13 protein-coding genes and 1 tRNA gene are annotated in these 15,934 nt (G+C 69.5%); 7 read left to right on the plus strand and 7 right to left on the minus strand.

What is annotated here, in order from left to right; genetic code table 11:
• Window positions 1-6: 6 nt before the first annotated feature.
• Together PGN14_RS07390 and PGN14_RS07395 are read right to left on the minus strand one after the other, a co-directional pair.
• Complete coding sequence (locus PGN14_RS07390) at window positions 7-417, minus strand: YybH family protein (RefSeq protein WP_335298834.1); 411 nt, start codon at window positions 415-417, stop codon at window positions 7-9.
• Entirely contained in the window at window positions 414-1,700 is a 1,287-nt protein-coding gene (locus tag PGN14_RS07395) for a GGDEF domain-containing phosphodiesterase (protein WP_335298835.1), read from the minus strand. Before PGN14_RS07395 ends, PGN14_RS07390 begins: the two co-directional genes overlap by 4 nt.
• An 89-nt stretch (window positions 1,701-1,789) precedes the next feature.
• On the opposite strand from PGN14_RS07395, the gene moaA reads away from it, so the two are divergent.
• The 5 genes from moaA to PGN14_RS07420 all read left to right on the plus strand — a co-directional run bounded on the left by moaA (window position 1,790) and on the right by PGN14_RS07420 (window position 5,677).
• Window positions 1,790-2,797 (plus strand): GTP 3',8-cyclase MoaA, encoded by a 1,008-nt coding sequence (gene moaA / locus PGN14_RS07400; protein WP_335298836.1) that lies wholly within the window; start codon window positions 1,790-1,792, stop codon window positions 2,795-2,797.
• Complete coding sequence (locus tag PGN14_RS07405) at window positions 2,794-3,573, plus strand: NAD kinase (protein WP_335298837.1); 780 nt, start codon at window positions 2,794-2,796, stop codon at window positions 3,571-3,573. Before moaA ends, PGN14_RS07405 begins: the two co-directional genes overlap by 4 nt.
• Window positions 3,574-3,719: 146 nt before the next feature.
• Entirely contained in the window at window positions 3,720-4,718 is a 999-nt protein-coding gene (locus PGN14_RS07410; RefSeq protein WP_335297500.1) for an IS30 family transposase, read from the plus strand.
• 120 nt (window positions 4,719-4,838) lie between these two features.
• A tRNA-Asn gene (locus tag PGN14_RS07415) sits at window positions 4,839-4,913 on the plus strand.
• A 149-nt stretch (window positions 4,914-5,062) separates the two neighbouring features.
• A complete protein-coding gene (locus tag PGN14_RS07420; protein ID WP_335298838.1) occupies window positions 5,063-5,677 on the plus strand; it encodes a CC0125/CC1285 family lipoprotein in 615 nt (204 codons plus the stop codon).
• Between the two features lie 99 nt (window positions 5,678-5,776).
• On the opposite strand, the gene PGN14_RS07425 is transcribed toward PGN14_RS07420, so the two are convergent.
• The 3 genes from PGN14_RS07425 to PGN14_RS07435 form a co-directional block, all read right to left on the minus strand.
• The gene (locus PGN14_RS07425) at window positions 5,777-6,775 is read right to left on the minus strand and encodes an IS30 family transposase (RefSeq protein ID WP_335297500.1); all 999 of its coding nucleotides are present in this window, start codon (window positions 6,773-6,775) and stop codon (window positions 5,777-5,779) included.
• Window positions 6,776-6,962: 187 nt separating this feature from the next.
• Window positions 6,963-9,701 carry a preprotein translocase subunit SecA gene (gene secA / locus PGN14_RS07430; RefSeq protein ID WP_335298839.1) on the minus strand — a complete coding sequence of 913 codons (2,739 nt, stop codon included), beginning with the start codon at window positions 9,699-9,701 and terminating at the stop codon, window positions 6,963-6,965.
• 103 nt (window positions 9,702-9,804) lie between these two features.
• On the minus strand, window positions 9,805-10,074 hold the full coding sequence (locus tag PGN14_RS07435; protein ID WP_335298840.1) for a hypothetical protein: 270 nt from the start codon (window positions 10,072-10,074) through the stop codon (window positions 9,805-9,807).
• An 89-nt stretch (window positions 10,075-10,163) separates the two neighbouring features.
• Between PGN14_RS07435 and argJ the strand changes: the two genes are divergently transcribed.
• Both argJ and PGN14_RS07445 read left to right on the plus strand, forming a co-directional pair.
• Complete coding sequence (argJ, locus tag PGN14_RS07440) at window positions 10,164-11,390, plus strand: bifunctional glutamate N-acetyltransferase/amino-acid acetyltransferase ArgJ (protein WP_335298841.1); 1,227 nt, start codon at window positions 10,164-10,166, stop codon at window positions 11,388-11,390.
• 1 nt (window position 11,391) lies between these two features.
• Window positions 11,392-12,003, plus strand: coding sequence for a glutathione S-transferase family protein (locus PGN14_RS07445; protein ID WP_335298842.1), 612 nt, complete (start codon window positions 11,392-11,394; stop codon window positions 12,001-12,003).
• A gap of 49 nt (window positions 12,004-12,052) precedes the next feature.
• Here PGN14_RS07445 and trxA read toward each other — a convergent pair whose 3' ends face one another.
• Window positions 12,053-12,376 carry a thioredoxin gene (gene trxA, locus PGN14_RS07450; RefSeq protein WP_335298843.1) on the minus strand — a complete coding sequence of 108 codons (324 nt, stop codon included), beginning with the start codon at window positions 12,374-12,376 and terminating at the stop codon, window positions 12,053-12,055.
• A 45-nt stretch (window positions 12,377-12,421) separates the two neighbouring features.
• Window positions 12,422-15,841 carry a double-strand break repair helicase AddA gene (addA, locus tag PGN14_RS07455; protein ID WP_335298844.1) on the minus strand — a complete coding sequence of 1,140 codons (3,420 nt, stop codon included), beginning with the start codon at window positions 15,839-15,841 and terminating at the stop codon, window positions 12,422-12,424.
• Window positions 15,842-15,934 lie beyond the last annotated feature (93 nt).

Genomic DNA, 15,934 nt, shown 5'->3' on the forward strand with positions numbered 1-15,934 from the left:
TCGCGTTCAGCTGCTATGGTCGGAAATGATCCGCCATCCTTCCTTGCGGCGTTCGAACAAGAGCGAGGTCATGCCCGATTGCGCGGGCTTGCCGTCCGCCGGCGTCAGCGTCCAGCGCGCGACATAGAGGATGTGGACCGCGCTCAGCGTGCGCCAGGCAACCGATTCGAAGGTCAGCTTGCCGCGACTGTTGGCGCCGGGCGTGAAGCTCCTGGCGAAGCGGGCGGCGATCGCGTCCTTGCCGCGCACCACGCCGTCGCGGCCGACGAAGATCGCGTCGGGGGCATAGACCGCGACGAAGCGTTGCAGGTCGCCCGTGTCCCAGCCCGCCGCACTGTCCTTCATCGCCGCCTCGATCGCGGCGGTGGGCGACGGGGCGGGCGCCACGACCGCCGCGGCGGCCAGCAGGTGGATCATGCTCGTCCCTCCTCGATCAGCGCGATCAGCCCGGCATCGTCGAGCGGGCCGGCGCACAGGAATCCCTGATAATAGGTCGCGCCGCGCGCCGCCAGCAGCTCACGCTGGGAGATCGTCTCCACGCCCTCGACGATCGTCTCCAGCGACAGGCCCGCGGCGATCGACAGCACGCCTTCCACCACCACGCGCTCACGCGTGTCGCCGGTGATCGCCTGCGTCAGGCTGCGGTCGATCTTGAGATAGTCGAGCGGCAGCCGCGTCAGATAGGCGAGGTTGGAATAGCCGGTGCCGAAATCGTCCAGTGCGACGCGGCACCCCGCCGTGCGCAGCGCCGCCAGCGTGGCAGCGGCGGCGTCCAGATCGTGGATCACCCCGCTCTCGGTCACCTCCGCGGTGACGCGATCGGGCGCCAGCCCGGAGGCGGCGATGCGCGCCAGGAAGCGCGGCACGAAGTCCTCGCGCGCGATATCGGCGGCGGTCACGTTGACCGCGACGCGCAAGGCCGCCAGCGGCGCCGGCCAGACGGCGGCGCGCGCCAGCGCCAGCGCCTGGACATGATCCGACAGCGCCACGCCCAGATCAGCGCGCTCCGCCGCGGCGAGCAGCGTCGCCGCGCCCAGCCCGCCCAGCTTCGGGTGGCGCCAGCGCGCCAGCGCCTCCACCCCGGTAATCGCACCGTCGCGCAATGCCACCTGCGGCTGGAACAGCACGTCGATCTCACCGCGCCCGATCGCGCGGTGGAGGTCCGCCGCCAGCGCCGCCAGCGGCACCCCCTCCCCCACGCCGGCGACGCGCGTGGTGGCGCCGTCGCTGGCGCGCGCGCGCGCCAGCGCATCGGCGGCGCGGCGCAGCAGGTGATCGCCGGGTTCGTCCGGCGCCATCCGCGCCACGCCGATCCGCGCGCCGACATGGATCGTCGCTGCGCCGATCGGAAAGGGCTCCGCCAGCGCGCGCTCCACCGCCGCGACCGCCGCATCGCCGCGCGCGCCGGTGCCGACCACCGCCAGCGAGAAGGTCGCGCCGTCGTGCGCGATCGACACCCGGAACGGCGACAGCGCCTGCCCGATGCGATCGGCGATCGCCTGGATCAGCCGGCTGCCCGCGGCGCGGCCATAAGCGGCATTGACGATCTCGAAACTGGTCGGCGCGGCGACGATCGCGGTCACGCCGTCCGCGGCATGGGCATGGATGAAGCGTATCTGATCGTCCGCCGCCCCCTGTTCGGAACGGCGACGGCCCTCGCGGTTTCCGGCGCGATCGCCGGTGGTGCCCTGACGCTTCATCGCGCCCGCTGGTAGGCGGGGCGAAGGGCGCGGGCAATCGGCTCTTGCGGGTCGATGAACGAGCGCCTAGCTCCTGCGTTGTGCAGGGGATGACCGAAAACAGGACGGTTCGCCCGTTGATCGACGGCTTCGGCCGCACCATCCGCTACCTGCGCGTATCGGTGACCGACCGGTGCGACCTGCGCTGCCGCTATTGCATGGCCGAGCACATGACCTTCCTGCCGCGCGAGAAGATCGCGACGCTGGAGGAACTGGCGGTCATCACCGAGCGGTTCATCGCGCGCGGGGTGCGCAAGGTGCGGCTGTCGGGCGGCGAGCCGCTGGTGCGGCGCGACGTGATGATGCTGGCGGAGCGGATCGGGCGGCATGTCGGCACCGCGCTCGACGAGCTGACGATGACCACCAACGGCACGCGGCTGCGCCAGTACGCGCCCGAGCTGGCGGCGGCGGGCATCCGGCGACTGAACGTCAGTCTGGACACGCGCGACGCGGAGCGGTTCCGCTTCGTGACGCGGCACGGCGACGTCGCGCAGGTACTGGACGGCATCGCCGCGGCGCGCGAGGCCGGGCTGGCGGTCAAGATCAACATGGTCGCGCTGAAGGGCATCAACGACGACGAGATCGCGGCGATGCTCGACTGGTGCGTGGCCGAGGGTCACGACCTGACGCTGATCGAGACGATGCCGCTGGGCGCGATCGACGAGGATCGCACCGATCGCTTCCTGCCGCTGACCCCGGTCAAGGAGATGCTGGAGGGGCGCTTCGTGCTGGAGCGCGATGCCAACGGCACCGGCGGGCCGGCGCGCTACTGGCGGGTGAACGGCAGCGCCACGCGGCTCGGCCTCATCTCGCCGCTGACCGCCAATTTCTGCGACGGGTGCAACCGCGTGCGGCTGACCACCGAGGGGCGGCTGTACACGTGCCTGGGGCATGACGATCAGCGCGATCTGCGCCAGGCGTTGCGCGATGGCGGGGTCGAGGCGCTGGACGCGGCGATCGAGGATGCGCTGCTGACCAAGCCGCGCCGCCACGATTTCCGTATCGAGCGTGACGCGGCGCCCGCGGTCGCCCGGCATATGAGCGTTACGGGCGGATGAGCAGATATCCGCGGCGGGCGCTGGTCGCCTCGCCCACCCCGCCCGCGCAGGCGGCGCGCGCCGAGCTGGCGGATGCGTGGGACTGGTGCACGCTGGACGAGGCCGATCTGGTGATCGCGCTGGGCGGCGACGGCTTCATGCTCCAGACGCTGCACACGCTGCTGGAGCGGCGCAAGGCGCCCGTCCCGGTGTTCGGGATGAACCTGGGCACGGTCGGCTTCATGATGAACGAATGGCGCCGCCACGACCTGGACGGGCGGCTGGAGCGCGCCAAGGCGTTTCAGGTGACGCCGCTGCTCGCGACCGCGACCGGGGTCGACGGGCGCATCCACACGCTGCCCGCGATCAACGAGGTGTCGCTGCTGCGCGAGACGCGCCAGACCGCGAAGATCGAGGTGAAGGTCAACGACCGCATCGTGCTGGACGAGCTGTCGTGCGACGGCATCCTGGTGGCGACGCCGGCGGGGTCGACCGCGTACAATCTGTCCGCGCACGGCCCGATCCTGCCGCTGGGATCGCAGATGCTGGCGCTGACCGCGATCAGTGCGTTCCGCCCGCGGCGCTGGCGCGGCGCAATCCTGCCCGACAAGGCGCGCGTGTCGCTGCGCGTGCTGGATGCGGGCAAGCGCCCGGTGTCGGCGGTGGCGGACCAGCGCGAGATCCGCGACGTGGCGCAGGTCGACATCGCGATGGACCGCGCGCGCGAGCTGACATTGCTGTTCGATCCGGAGCATGCGCTGGACGACCGGATCACGATGGAGCAGTTCGTCGCGTGATCGATGTCGCGCCACCATCATCTCATCCGTCATTCCCGCGAAGGCGGGGATCCATAAACGCTGCCGTATCGATTCCTTCGAAGACCTGCGCGTATGGATCCCCCGGACTCACGAAAGAAGTGCACCACCGATAGGGTGGTGGCGCGATGGGACACAGCTACAGGCAGCTCGGCCTTGACGAGCGGATGGAGATTGCGCGGCTTCGGGAGGCGGGCTGGTCATCGCGGCGGATCGGCGCGGCGATCGGGCGCTGCCACACGACGGTCAGCCGAGAGGTAAGTCGCAACAGCCGTGCGACCAGGGCCTGGCCTGGCGGCTATGCGCCAGCGCGCGCGCACGAACTGGCGCAGCGGCGACGACGATGGGACTGCCGCTTCAAGCTGGTGCGCCAACCGGACCTGCGGGACCAGGTGAGGCAAAGCCTTGCGATGGGACATTCGCCCGAGCAGATCGCCGGCCGGCTGGCGCGCGAGACGGGTCGCACCGTCATCAGCCACGAGTCAATCTACCGCTTCGTCTATCATCGCTCAGGCCAGAAGGATTACTGGCACCGCCTGCTGCCCCGCGCCAAGTCCCGGCGCGGTCGGTACCGCATGCAGGGCGGCAGCCCGGCCAGCTTCATCCGCCAGCGCCGCCCCCTCACCGAGCGCCCGGCCGAGGCGACGACGCGCCAGCAGCCCGGTCACTGGGAAGCCGACTACATGCTGTTCGCCGCCTACGGCCACAACATCCTCGTCCTGCACGAGCGCACCACCCGCTTCACCCTGCTCGACCACCCGCCCACGCGCAAAGCAGCGATCACCGCACAGCGCATCGAACGCCAACTCCGCGACGTTCCACAGGTGCTCCGCCGCACCATCAGCTTCGACAACGGAACAGAGTTTGCCGAGCATCAGCGCCTGCATCACCTCGGCCTGCAGACCTTCTTCTGCGACGTGCGCAGCCCCTGGCAGAAAGGCGGCATCGAGAACACCATCGGTCGCTTGCGACGCTTCCTGCCCCGCAAGGCCAACCTCGACAACCTCTCGCCCGCACAATTGCGTGCCTATGCCCAGCGGCTCAACGACACGCCCAGAAAATGCCTCGACTTCCAAACCCCCGCCGAGGCATTTCTCCAAGCCTCAACCGGTGCACTTCAAACGTGAATCCACATCCCCGCCTCCGCGGGGATGACGGTGTGGGTCGGGAGACGGCACCATCGCAAAAACGTCCAAATAACGGGTTGCGCCCCGCGATTCCGGCTTTATAGACGCCCTCCACGGTGTTCCCTGATAGCTCAGCGGTAGAGCTCTCGACTGTTAATCGAGCGGCCGTAGGTTCGAATCCTACTCAGGGAGCCACCGTGTTTCACCCCACATCGCCGGTCATGTTGCGCGATCGTGTCGTATCGTGCGCCGACGTTCGTCGCGGGAGAAATTCCGTTCATCGCACGTTCCACTCGCATGATCTATGCGACGGGCAGTCGCACCGCCCGGGTGCGATAGGAGTGATGCAGATGCTGAAGAATGTCGGCCGCAAGGCCATCGTGCTGGCATTGGCGGCGAGCACGACGCTGGTCGCCGCCTGCGCGACCGAGACCACCTACCGCCCCGCCACCGGGCAGGGCTTCTACCGCACCGGCTACAGCGACCTTCGGATCGAGCCGAACCGCTACCGCGTCACCTTCGCCGGCAATACCGTCACCGATCGCGACGTGGTCGAGCGCTATCTGCTGTTCCGCGCGGCGGAGCTGACGCTGCAGAACGGCTATGATTATTTCGTCATGGCCGATCGCGACACCGATCGGCAGGCGCGCACCTATTCCACGCCGGGCGCATGGGGCGGCGGCTGGGGTCCGGGCTTCGGCGCGTGGGGCGGCGGGCTGTGGGGGCCGCGCTGGGGCTTCTACGGCCGCGGCTTCGGCTATCGCGCCTGGGACCCGTTCTGGGGCGATCCGTGGGGCTGGGGCGGCGGCGGTGCCGACATCCGCACCGTCGACCGCTACGAGGCCTCGGCCGAGATCGTGATGTTCCGCGGCACGCCGGAGCGCGGCAACGTGCGGGCGTTCAACGCGCGGGCGGTGGTGGAGTCGATCGGGCCGACGGTGAAGCTGCCGAAGCCGTAAACCGGGCCAGGTTGCGATGACATGAGGGGCGCTCGCCGGTGTGGCGGGCGCCTCTTTTTTGTGCGCGTTCGTCATCCCCGCGGAGGCGGGGATGTGGATTCACGTTTGAAGTGCACCGGTTGAGGCTTGGAGAAATGCCTCGGCGGGGGTTTGGAAGTCGAGGCATTTTCTGGGCGTGTCGTTGAGCCGCTGGGCATAGGCACGCAATTGTGCGGGCGAGAGGTTGTCGAGGTTGGCCTTGCGGGGCAGGAAGCGTCGCAAGCGACCGATGGTGTTCTCGATGCCGCCTTTCTGCCAGGGGCTGCGCACGTCGCAGAAGAAGGTCTGCAGGCCGAGGTGATGCAGGCGCTGATGCTCGGCAAACTCTGTTCCGTTGTCGAAGCTGATGGTGCGGCGGAGCACCTGTGGAACGTCGCGGAGTTGGCGTTCGATGCGCTGTGCGGTGATCGCTGCTTTGCGCGTGGGCGGGTGGTCGAGCAGGGTGAAGCGGGTGGTGCGCTCGTGCAGGACGAGGATGTTGTGGCCGTAGGCGGCGAACAGCATGTAGTCGGCTTCCCAGTGACCGGGCTGCTGGCGCGTCGTCGCCTCGGCCGGGCGCTCGGTGAGGGGGCGGCGCTGGCGGATGAAGCTGGCCGGGCTGCCGCCCTGCATGCGGTACCGACCGCGCCGGGACTTGGCGCGGGGCAGCAGGCGGTGCCAGTAATCCTTCTGGCCTGAGCGATGATAGACGAAGCGGTAGATTGACTCGTGGCTGATGACGGTGCGACCCGTCTCGCGCGCCAGCCGGCCGGCGATCTGCTCGGGCGAATGTCCCATCGCAAGGCTTTGCCTCACCTGGTCCCGCAGGTCCGGTTGGCGCACCAGCTTGAAGCGGCAGTCCCATCGTCGTCGCCGCTGCGCCAGTTCGTGCGCGCGCGCTGGCGCATAGCCGCCAGGCCAGGCCCTGGTCGCACGGCTGTTGCGACTTACCTCTCGGCTGACCGTCGTGTGGCAGCGCCCGATCGCCGCGCCGATCCGCCGCGATGACCAGCCCGCCTCCCGAAGCCGCGCAATCTCCATCCGCTCGTCAAGGCCGAGCTGCCTGTAGCTGTGTCCCATCGCGCCACCACCCTATCGGTGGTGCACTTCTTTCGTGAGTCCGGGGGATCCATACGCGCAGGTCTTCGAAAGGCGCGGGTGCTCAGCGTCAATGGATTCCCGCCTTCGCGGGAATGACGAGGGAGGGAAGAAGCGAGACCCCGGCTCAAGGCCGGGGTGACGGGGGGTGGTGACTCACCCCCTGCCCTCACGCCGCGCCGTGGCAGTGCTTGTACTTGCGTCCCGACCCGCACGGACAGGGTGCGTTGCGGCTGACCATGCCGTCCCAGCCCGACGGATCGTCGCCCAGATCGGCGGGCGCGTCGGGCTGGACGATCTGGAGCGGCGGGAGTTGCGTCGTCACCAGACCCAGCGTGCCGGCATCGACGTCGTTCGAATTGTCCTCGCCCGTGAACGGGTCGAAATGCGTCGTGATGAAGTCGGGCAGCTCGGGCAGCGGCGGCGGCTCCTGCATGCGGAACTGGGCGTGCGCGATCGTCTTGGTCACGTCCTCGCGGATCGCGTCGAGCATCCGCTGGAAGAGGTTAAACGCCTCCTGCTTATATTCGTTGATCGGCGTCTTCTGCGCATAGGCGCGCAGGTGGACGACCTGACGCAGCGCGTCGAGCATCGCGAGATGCTCCTTCCAGTGATGATCCAGATTCTGGAGCAGGATCGACTTCTCGACCTGGGTCCAGGTATCGGGATCGAGGTCCGCGGCCTTGGTCGTCACCGATGTATCGGCCTCCGCCTGGACGCGCTCGGTCACGATCTCGGGATCGATCGTGTCCTCCTTGAGCCAGTCGTCGATCGGCAGTTCCAGATTGAGGACATCGGCCAGCCGCTCCTTCATCCCCGCCACATCCCATTGCTCGGGATAGGAATTGGGCGGGCAGGCATCGCCGACGATCGCATTGACCGTCTCGGCGCGCATGTCTTGCACCACTTCGCCGACGGTCTCGGCATCCATGATGTCGGCGCGCTGTTCGTAGATGACTTTGCGCTGGTCGTTCATCACGTCGTCATATTCGACGACCTGCTTGCGGATGTCGTAGTTGCGCGCCTCGACCTTCTTCTGCGCGGTCTCGATCGCCTTGGTCAGCCACTTGCTGCCGATCGCCTCGCCATCGCCGATGTTGTTGCGCATCATCTTGGCGAACAGCGTATCGGGTCCGAAGATGCGCAGCAGGTCGTCGTCGAGGCTGAGGTAGAAGCGCGACAGGCCCGGGTCGCCCTGACGCCCCGAACGGCCGCGCAGCTGGTTGTCGATGCGGCGACTCTCGTGCCGCTCGGTGCCGAGCACGAAGAGGCCGCCGGCCTCCAGCACGCGCTGCTTTTCCGCCGCGATCTCGGCCTTGATCTGCTCGATCGCGGCGTCGCGCTCCGGTCCCTCGGGCATCCCGGCCAGCTCGTCCTCGACGCGGAACTCCAGGTTGCCGCCCAGCTGGATGTCGGTGCCGCGGCCCGCCATGTTGGTGGCGATCGTCACCGCGCCCAGCCGGCCCGCCTGCGCCACGATATGCGCCTCGCGCTCATGAAAGCGCGCGTTCAGCACCGAGTGATCGACGCCTTCCTGCCGCAGGAACTCGCTTAGCAGCTCCGACTTCTCGATCGAGACGGTGCCGACCAGCACCGGCTGGCCCTTCTCGGCATGTTCGCGGATGCGCTTGGCGATGGCGCGGAACTTGTCCTGCGTGTCCTTGTAGAATTCGTCTTCCTCGTCGACGCGATGCACCGGCTTGTTGGTCGGGATCGTGACGACGTTCATCTTGTAGATGTCGTAGAATTCGGCCGCCTCGGTCGCGGCGGTGCCGGTCATGCCCGCCAGCTTGGGGTACATGCGGAAATAGTTCTGGAAGGTGATCGAGGCCATGGTCTGATTCTCAGGCTCGATCTGGACGCCCTCCTTCGCCTCGACGGCCTGGTGCAGGCCGTCCGACCAGCGCCGGCCGTCCATCATGCGCCCGGTGAATTCGTCGATGATGATGACCTTGCCGTCCTTGACGATGTAATCGGTGTCGGCCTTGAACATCACGTTCGCGCGCAGCGACTGGTTCAGGTGGTGGACCACCTGCGTATTCTCGAAATCGTAGAGGTTCGCGCCCTGGAGCAGCCCGGCGGCCTCCAGCATCCGCTCGGCACGCTCGGTGCCGTCCTCGGTCAGGACGATCGTCTTCTGCTTCTCGTCCTTCTCGTAATCCTCCTCCGACAGCTGCTTCACGATCGCGTCGACGCCGATGTACAGCTCGCTCTTGTCGTCGGTCGGGCCGGAGATGATGAGCGGGGTGCGCGCCTCGTCGATCAGGACCGAATCGACCTCGTCGACGATCGCCATCGCAAAGGCGCGCTGCACCATCGACGCGCGATCATATTTCATGTTGTCGCGCAGATAGTCGAAGCCGAATTCGTTGTTGGTGCCGTAGGTGATGTCCGCGGCATAGGCAGCGCGGCGCTCGTCATCGGTCAGATTGGGGACGATGACGCCGGTGGTGAGGCCGAGGAAGCGATAGACGCGGCCCATCCAGTCGGCGTCGCGGCTGGCGAGGTAATCATTGACGGTGATGACGTGGACGCCCTCGCCCGGCAGCGCGTTGAGATAGGTGGCGAGCGTCGCCACCAGCGTCTTGCCTTCGCCGGTGCGCATCTCCGCGATCTCGCCGCGGTGGAGGACGATGCCGCCGATCATCTGGACGTCGTAGTGACGCTGGCCGAGCACGCGGCTCGCCGCCTCGCGCACGGTCGCGAACGCCTCGGGCAGCAGCTGGTCGAGCGTCTCGCCATTCGCCAGCCGCTCGCGGAAGAGGACGGTCTGGTGCGCCAGCGTGGCGTCGTCCATCGCCTGGAGCGTCGGCTCGAACGCGGCGATCTTCGCGAGCACGGGGTTGAGCGACTTGACGTAGCGGTCGTTGGACGACCCGAAGAGCGACTTGGCAATACCGCCGAACATGGGCGTGATCCTGTGATTTGCGGACGGCGCGGCACCGCCGTGATGCGGTCCGCGCGCGGGAAAAACGGTGAAAGCGGGCGGCAGGTTGCCGCCGGACGCGACACTATTCGCGCCGGCGCGTCGCGTAGGCGGGTTCCGCGGGGAACAGCGCGAGGGCGGCGGCGATCGGGGCAACCGCGCTGGTCGAGAGCGTCGCGAGCACCTGCACCGGACGCGCCGCGACACGCTGCGCCACGGTCGCGGCGACCGCGGCGCGCGTCTGCTGCGCCACCGCCTGCGCCACCGGCGGCTGGCGCACGCTGCCGCCGATGCCGGTCAGCGCCGACAACAGGGCAGAAAGGAGCAGCAGCAGGTTCATCGCGGACACGGACATAGGGGCAGACGCGCGAAGGTCCAAGCGCTTCGTGCGATCGGGATCGCCGATATGGCGGTGTCGCGGCGAGCGCGCTAAAGCCCGCCGCCATGTCGCATGCCGTCTCTCCGCTCGCCCTGCCCTTTCCCGATATGCCGCCGATCGCGGGCGTCACGCTGCGCGTCGCGCGGGCGCGGTACAAGGAATGGGATCGCTGTGACCTGACCTTTGCCGAACTGGCGCCCGGCACGACGGTGGCGGGCGTGACGACGCAGTCGAAATGTCCCTCCCCGGAGGTGGAATGGTGCCGCCGCGCACTGGTGCTGGGGCAGGCGCGCGCGCTGGTGGTCAATGCGGGCAATTCCAACGCCTTCACCGGCAACCGCGGGCGCGCGGCGGTGGAGGCGATCGCGGCGCAGGCGGCGGCGGCACTGGACTGCCAGCCGTCCGACATCTTCGTCGCCTCCACCGGGGTGATCGGCGTGCCGCTGCCAATCGACAAGGCACAGGCGGGGCTGGCCGCCGCCTTCGCCGCGCCCGCGACCGACTGGCGCGCGGCGGCGGAGGCGATCGGGACGACCGACACCTATGCCAAGGGCGCGACCGCGACCGCGGTGGTCGATGGGCGCACCGTCACCATCGCGGCGATCATCAAGGGCAGCGGCATGATCGCACCCGACATGGCGACGATGCTGGGGTTCGTCTTCACCGATGCCGCGGTGGAGGCGCCGTTCCTTCAGGTCGCGCTGTCGGCGGCGAACACGCGCACCTTCTCGTGCATCACGGTCGACAGCGACACGTCCACCAGCGACACGGTGCTGGCGTTCGCCACCGGCGCGGCGGGCAACACGCCGCTGACGGACGACGACAGCGCGGGGGCGGACGCATTCCGCGCGGCGCTGGCGGATGTGTGCCGGCAGCTCGCACTTCTGGTGGTGCGTGACGGCGAGGGCGCGTCCAAGCTGATCGAGATCACCGTCGAGGGCGCCGAGAGCGACGCGTCGGCGCATCGCGTCGCGCTGTCGATCGCCAATTCGCCGTTGGTGAAGACCGCGATCGCGGGCGAGGATGCGAACTGGGGCCGCGTGGTGATGGCGGTCGGCAAGGCGGGCGAACCCGCCGAGCGCGACCGGCTGTCGATCCGCTTCGGCGCGACGCAGGTGGCGCAGGGCGGACTGGCGGTCGAGGGCTATGACGAGGCGCCGGTCGCCGCGCACCTGAAGGGGCAGGAGGTGGAGATCGGCGTCGACCTGGGGCTGGGCGACGGTCGCGCCACGGTGTGGACGTGCGACCTGACGCACGGCTATATCTCGATCAACGCCGATTATCGCAGCTGACATGCTGACGATCTGGGGCCGGCTCAACTCGCACAACGTCAAGAAGGTCGTCTGGCTGGCGCAGGAGATCGGCGTGCCGTTCGTCCGCCACGACGTCGGCGGCGCCTTCGGCATGGACGATGCCTATCGGGCGAAGAACCCGAACGCGCTGGTCCCGACGATCGAGGACGATGGCCTGATCCTGTGGGAGTCGAACGCGATCCTGCGCTATCTGGCGGCGCGACACGGGGATCGGCGCTGGTGGCCCGACGATGCGGCGGTGCGTGCGGTGGCGGATCGCTGGATGGACTGGCAGTTCGGCTATGCCGAGGCGCAGCGCGATGCCTTCGTCCAGCTGATCCGCACACCGGCTGAAAAGCGCGACGAGGCGGTCGTGGCCCGCTCCGCCGCCGCCAGCGCGGCGTTGATGACGATCCTGGATCGCCAATTGGCACAGACCGAGTGGCTGTCGGGCGACGGTTTCGGTCTGGGAGACATACCGATGGGCGTCTATGCCCATAGCTGGTTCACGCTGGCCATCGATCGACCCGACCGGCCGCATGTCGCGCGCTGGTATCGGCAATTGCGGGAGCGGCCCGCCTATGCCGCGACGGTGATGATCCCGCTGACGTGATCGTGTCGTCCGTCATCCCGCGACGGCGCGGGATGACGGATGTCGCACGTCAGCCCAGCTCGCCTTCCAGCCAGGCCTTGATCCGGCCCTTCGGCTCGGCACCGACCTTGGTCGCGGCGGGCGCGCCGGCCTTGAACAGGATCATCGTCGGGATGCCGCGCACGCCGTAGCGGCCGGGCGCGTCGGGGTTTTCGTCGATGTTGATCTTGGCGATCGTCACCTGCTCGCCCAGTTCGTCGCTCAACTCCTCCAGCGACGGGCCGATCATCTTGCACGGCCCGCACCATTCGGCCCAAAAATCGACCAGCACCGGCTTGTCCGCGGACAGCACGTCGTTCTGGAAGCTGGCGTCGGTGATCGTCTTCGTGGCCATGTCTATCTCCTTCGATCCGCCATCTAGGGTGCGGTACAGGCCCACTCAACCGTCAAACGGCAAGCTTTGCTCCGACGCGCCAAAGCCGCGCTTGGCACGCTCCAGCAGCGCGGGCGGCAGCACGATCAGCCGCGGGCCGGCGGTGTAGAGCAACGCCGCCTCGACCCGCGCCGCGGGGAAGATCACCGACAGAGCGGCGTGATAGGCGGCCATCTGCTTGAGGTGATAGTCGGGCACCGCGTCGGCGCCGGCGGGCACCGCGCGCCCGGTCTTGTAGTCGACGACGCGCACCACCCCGTCACCGACCAGCAGCCGGTCGATCGTGCCGGCGATGACGCGGCCGTCGGGCAAGGTGGCGGTGATCGGCGTCTCGGTCAGCGCGCCGGGCGCGAACAGATCGGCGAAGGCGGGGTCGTCCATCACCGCCAGCACCGGGGCGATCACCGCCGCCGGATCGGCGACGCCGCGCGCGTCGAGCCAGGCGCGGGCCGCGGCGGCGCGGTCGGCGGGGGTGAGCGGGGGCAGCCGCTCGAACAGCGCATGCATCAGCCGGCCGCGCTCGGCGGCGTCGCGCATCGCGGGGCCGGGCGGCGGATCCGCCACCGCATCCTCGCCGATCGCGGAGGGCGACAGCGGACGCGGCGGCAACGACTCGCGCGGCGCGGCACGGCGCGCCCAGTCGGGCAGCGCGGCGGCGGTATCCCCGTCGGCGTCGGCGTGGGGCTTGCGCGTCACGGGGGCGGCGGGATGGCGGCCGGGGAAGACACGCTCGCCCTCCCCCGCCGCGACACCCAGCGCGTCGAACGTGCGCGCGGCGGTGGCGTACCAGCTCGCTTCCGGGGGCACGCCCTGCCACTTGGCGGAGAGCGACCCGGCGATCACCAGCCGCTCCTCCGCCCGCGTCGCGGCGACGTAGAAGAGGCGCCAATGCTCCTCGCGCTCGCGCCGCTCCACCTCGGTCAGCGCGGCGTCGATCGCGCCGGCGCGCTCTTCCTTGCGCGGGCGGAACACGGGGATCGGGCGCTCCATGCCGTCGGGCGTCCACATCAGCACCGAGCGCGGCGCGGCATCGGGGTCGCTGGTGGCGTCGGCGAGGATGACGACTGGGGCCTGCAACCCCTTGCTGCCATGCGCGGTCATCACGCGGACGGCGTCGAGCGGGGCGGCGGCGTCGCGCACGATCTCCACCTCGTCGCGCTCGAACCAGTCGAGGAAGCGTTGCAGCGACGGCGTGGCGGTGGTCTCGAAATCGAGTGCGGCGTTGAGCAATTCCTCGATCGGGTCGCGCGCCTCCTCGCCCAGCCGTGCGAGCAGCCGGCGGCGGCCGTCGAGCGGGCCGGAGAGGATCATCTCCAGAAAGCGGTACGGCGTGTCGTAGTCGGCACGTGCGAGCAGGTCGTCGAGCGCGCCGAGATGCTCCGGGCAGGTGCGCGTCAGGTGGCGCCACAGCGGCCCCTTCCGGTCGGCGGCGCGCGCCATCAATTCGTCCTGCGTCCAGCCGATCAGCGGGGAGACGAGCAGGCTGGCGAGCGAGAGGTCGTCGTCGGGCTGGAGCACGAAGCGCACCGCCGCGAGCAGATCCTGCACCGCGAGCGGCGCGGACAGCCGCAGGCGATCGACGCCCGCGACCGGCACTCCCTCCGCATAGAGGCGCGCGACCAGCAGCTGTGCCAGTTCGCCGCGGCGCTTGACGAGGATCATGACGTCCTCGGGGCGCAGCGGGCGGCCCTTGCTTTCCAGCATCACGCCCGCGTCGAGCCAGCCCCGCACCGCCTTCGCGATGCGGGTGGCGTTGGTGCGGACGGCGTCGTCGATCCAGCCTTCCTCGCCGCCGTCGTCGGCCTCGGTCGCGTCGGCGACGATCGGAGGCCACAGCACGACCTGCCCCGGCCCGGCGACGCGGCTGGCGTGGAGCGGCACGTCGTCGGCCGCCCCCAGCCCGGCGGCACCGACGGTGGCGATGGCGGCGTCGACGAACTCCAGCACCGGCGCGGTGGAGCGGAACGAATCGGTCAGCGAGAGGCGGTCGAACGGCAGCCCGCGTTCGTCGTCGGGCATGTGATCCTCGCCCGCGACCTCCGCCGCGCGCGCCTGAAAATAGCGTTCGGCGGCGAGGAAATTGACCGGATCAGTGCCCTGAAAGCCGAAGATCGCCTGTTTGAGGTCGCCGACCGTGAACAAGGTACGCACAGAGGGCGCGTAGATGCCGCGACCGACGAAATATTCGTCCACCAGCGCGCGGATGATCGTCCATTGCGCGACGTTCGTATCCTGCGCCTCGTCGACCAGCACATGTTCGGTGATCTGGTCCAGCTTGTAGCGGATCCACTCGCCGATCCCGTCCTGCTGGAGCAGCGCGACCGCGGCGCCGATCAGATCGTCGAAATCGACCGCCCCGGTGCGCCGCTTCGCCAGCGCATAGCCGCGCGCATAGTCGCGCCCCACCTCCAGCGCGGCGCCGAGCCGGTCGGCGTAGGCGGCGCGGATGCGCAGTTGGAGCAGCGCGGCGCAGCCTTCGCCGAGGTCGATCGCCAGTTCCTCGTAATCGGGATCGGCGGCGGTCAGCTTGGCGGACACCTTGCGCGGGGCGCCGGTGGCGGTGCGCACCACCGCCATCAGCGCGGGGAGCGCGGCGACGCGCGCGGTCAGGTCGCCGGCCAGCCAGCGCGCGATCGTATCGGCATGGCCGGTGCCGGTGGCGGTGGCCCATGTACGGTTCGCGGCGCCGATCCGCTCGATCGCATCATGGTCGAGGTCGTCGCAGCCCTGCGCGATGACCTCCTCGACATCGCCCAGCGGCACGCCCAGTTGCGCGCGGACGAAGGGTGCGATGCCGGTCGGCAGCGCGTCGAGCGCGGTGCCGGCGCGCGCGCATTCGGCGAGGAATTGCTCGGCGCCCTGCTCGCCCAGCCGGACGCTGAGCGCGCCGATCGTCTCGACCGGCGCGGTGCGCCCCTCGCGCTCGGCATCGACCAGCAGATCGGAGAGCGCCTGACGGCGGAGCAGCGCCTCCTCGCGCGGTTCGATCGGGCGGAAGCCCGGGACCAGCCCGGCCTCAATCGGGAAGGCGGCGAGCAGCCCCTGGCAGAAGCCGTGGATGGTCTGGATACGCAGGCCACCGCCGGGCGCGTCGAGCACCTTGGCGAACAGGGTGCGCGCGCGGGCGACCAGCGCGGGCGTCGGGCGCTCGCCCAGCGCGGCGAGGTCGCGGGCGAGGTCGGTGTCGGGCATCCGCACCCAGGCCGCGAGCTGCCGGCTGACGCGCGCCGCCATCTCCGCCGCGCCCGCCTTGGTGAAGGTGAGGCACAGGATCGATCCGGGCGCGACGTCGCGCAGCAGCAGGCGGAACACGCGCGCGGCGAGCACCTGCGTCTTGCCGGTGCCCGCGGAGGCGGAGAGCCAGACGTGCGCGTCGGGACGGCTGGCGCGGAGCTGCTCGCCCTTGAGGGACGGGAGGGGGTTCATGCGCGTGCGTCCCATAGGCCGTCACCCCGGGCTTGACCCGGGGTCCCGCTGTTCGACCGCGGACAAGAAGAAGCGGGACCCTGGGTCAAGCCC

The sequence above is a fragment of the Sphingomonas adhaesiva genome, assembly GCF_036946305.1.
GTDB classification, from domain to species: Bacteria; Pseudomonadota; Alphaproteobacteria; order Sphingomonadales; family Sphingomonadaceae; genus Sphingomonas; species Sphingomonas adhaesiva_B.

Bases quoted from the DNA above. Each gene is read 5' to 3' on its own strand.
- PGN14_RS07420 (WP_335298838.1), top strand. From the start codon at position 5,063: ATGCAGATGCTGAAGAATGTCGGCCGCAAGGCCATCGTGCTGGCATTG.
- secA (WP_335298839.1), bottom strand. From the start codon at position 9,701: ATGTTCGGCGGTATTGCCAAGTCGCTCTTCGGGTCGTCCAACGACCGC.
- PGN14_RS07410 (WP_335297500.1), top strand. From the start codon at position 3,720: ATGGGACACAGCTACAGGCAGCTCGGCCTTGACGAGCGGATGGAGATT.
- trxA (WP_335298843.1), bottom strand. From the start codon at position 12,376: ATGGCCACGAAGACGATCACCGACGCCAGCTTCCAGAACGACGTGCTG.
- PGN14_RS07435 (WP_335298840.1), bottom strand. From the start codon at position 10,074: ATGTCCGTGTCCGCGATGAACCTGCTGCTGCTCCTTTCTGCCCTGTTG.
- moaA (WP_335298836.1), top strand. From the start codon at position 1,790: ATGACCGAAAACAGGACGGTTCGCCCGTTGATCGACGGCTTCGGCCGC.
- PGN14_RS07405 (WP_335298837.1), top strand. From the start codon at position 2,794: ATGAGCAGATATCCGCGGCGGGCGCTGGTCGCCTCGCCCACCCCGCCC.
- PGN14_RS07390 (WP_335298834.1), bottom strand. From the start codon at position 417: ATGATCCACCTGCTGGCCGCCGCGGCGGTCGTGGCGCCCGCCCCGTCG.
- PGN14_RS07445 (WP_335298842.1), top strand. From the start codon at position 11,392: ATGCTGACGATCTGGGGCCGGCTCAACTCGCACAACGTCAAGAAGGTC.
- PGN14_RS07425 (WP_335297500.1), bottom strand. From the start codon at position 6,775: ATGGGACACAGCTACAGGCAGCTCGGCCTTGACGAGCGGATGGAGATT.
- argJ (WP_335298841.1), top strand. From the start codon at position 10,164: ATGTCGCATGCCGTCTCTCCGCTCGCCCTGCCCTTTCCCGATATGCCG.
- addA (WP_335298844.1), bottom strand. From the start codon at position 15,841: ATGAACCCCCTCCCGTCCCTCAAGGGCGAGCAGCTCCGCGCCAGCCGT.
- PGN14_RS07395 (WP_335298835.1), bottom strand. From the start codon at position 1,700: ATGAAGCGTCAGGGCACCACCGGCGATCGCGCCGGAAACCGCGAGGGC.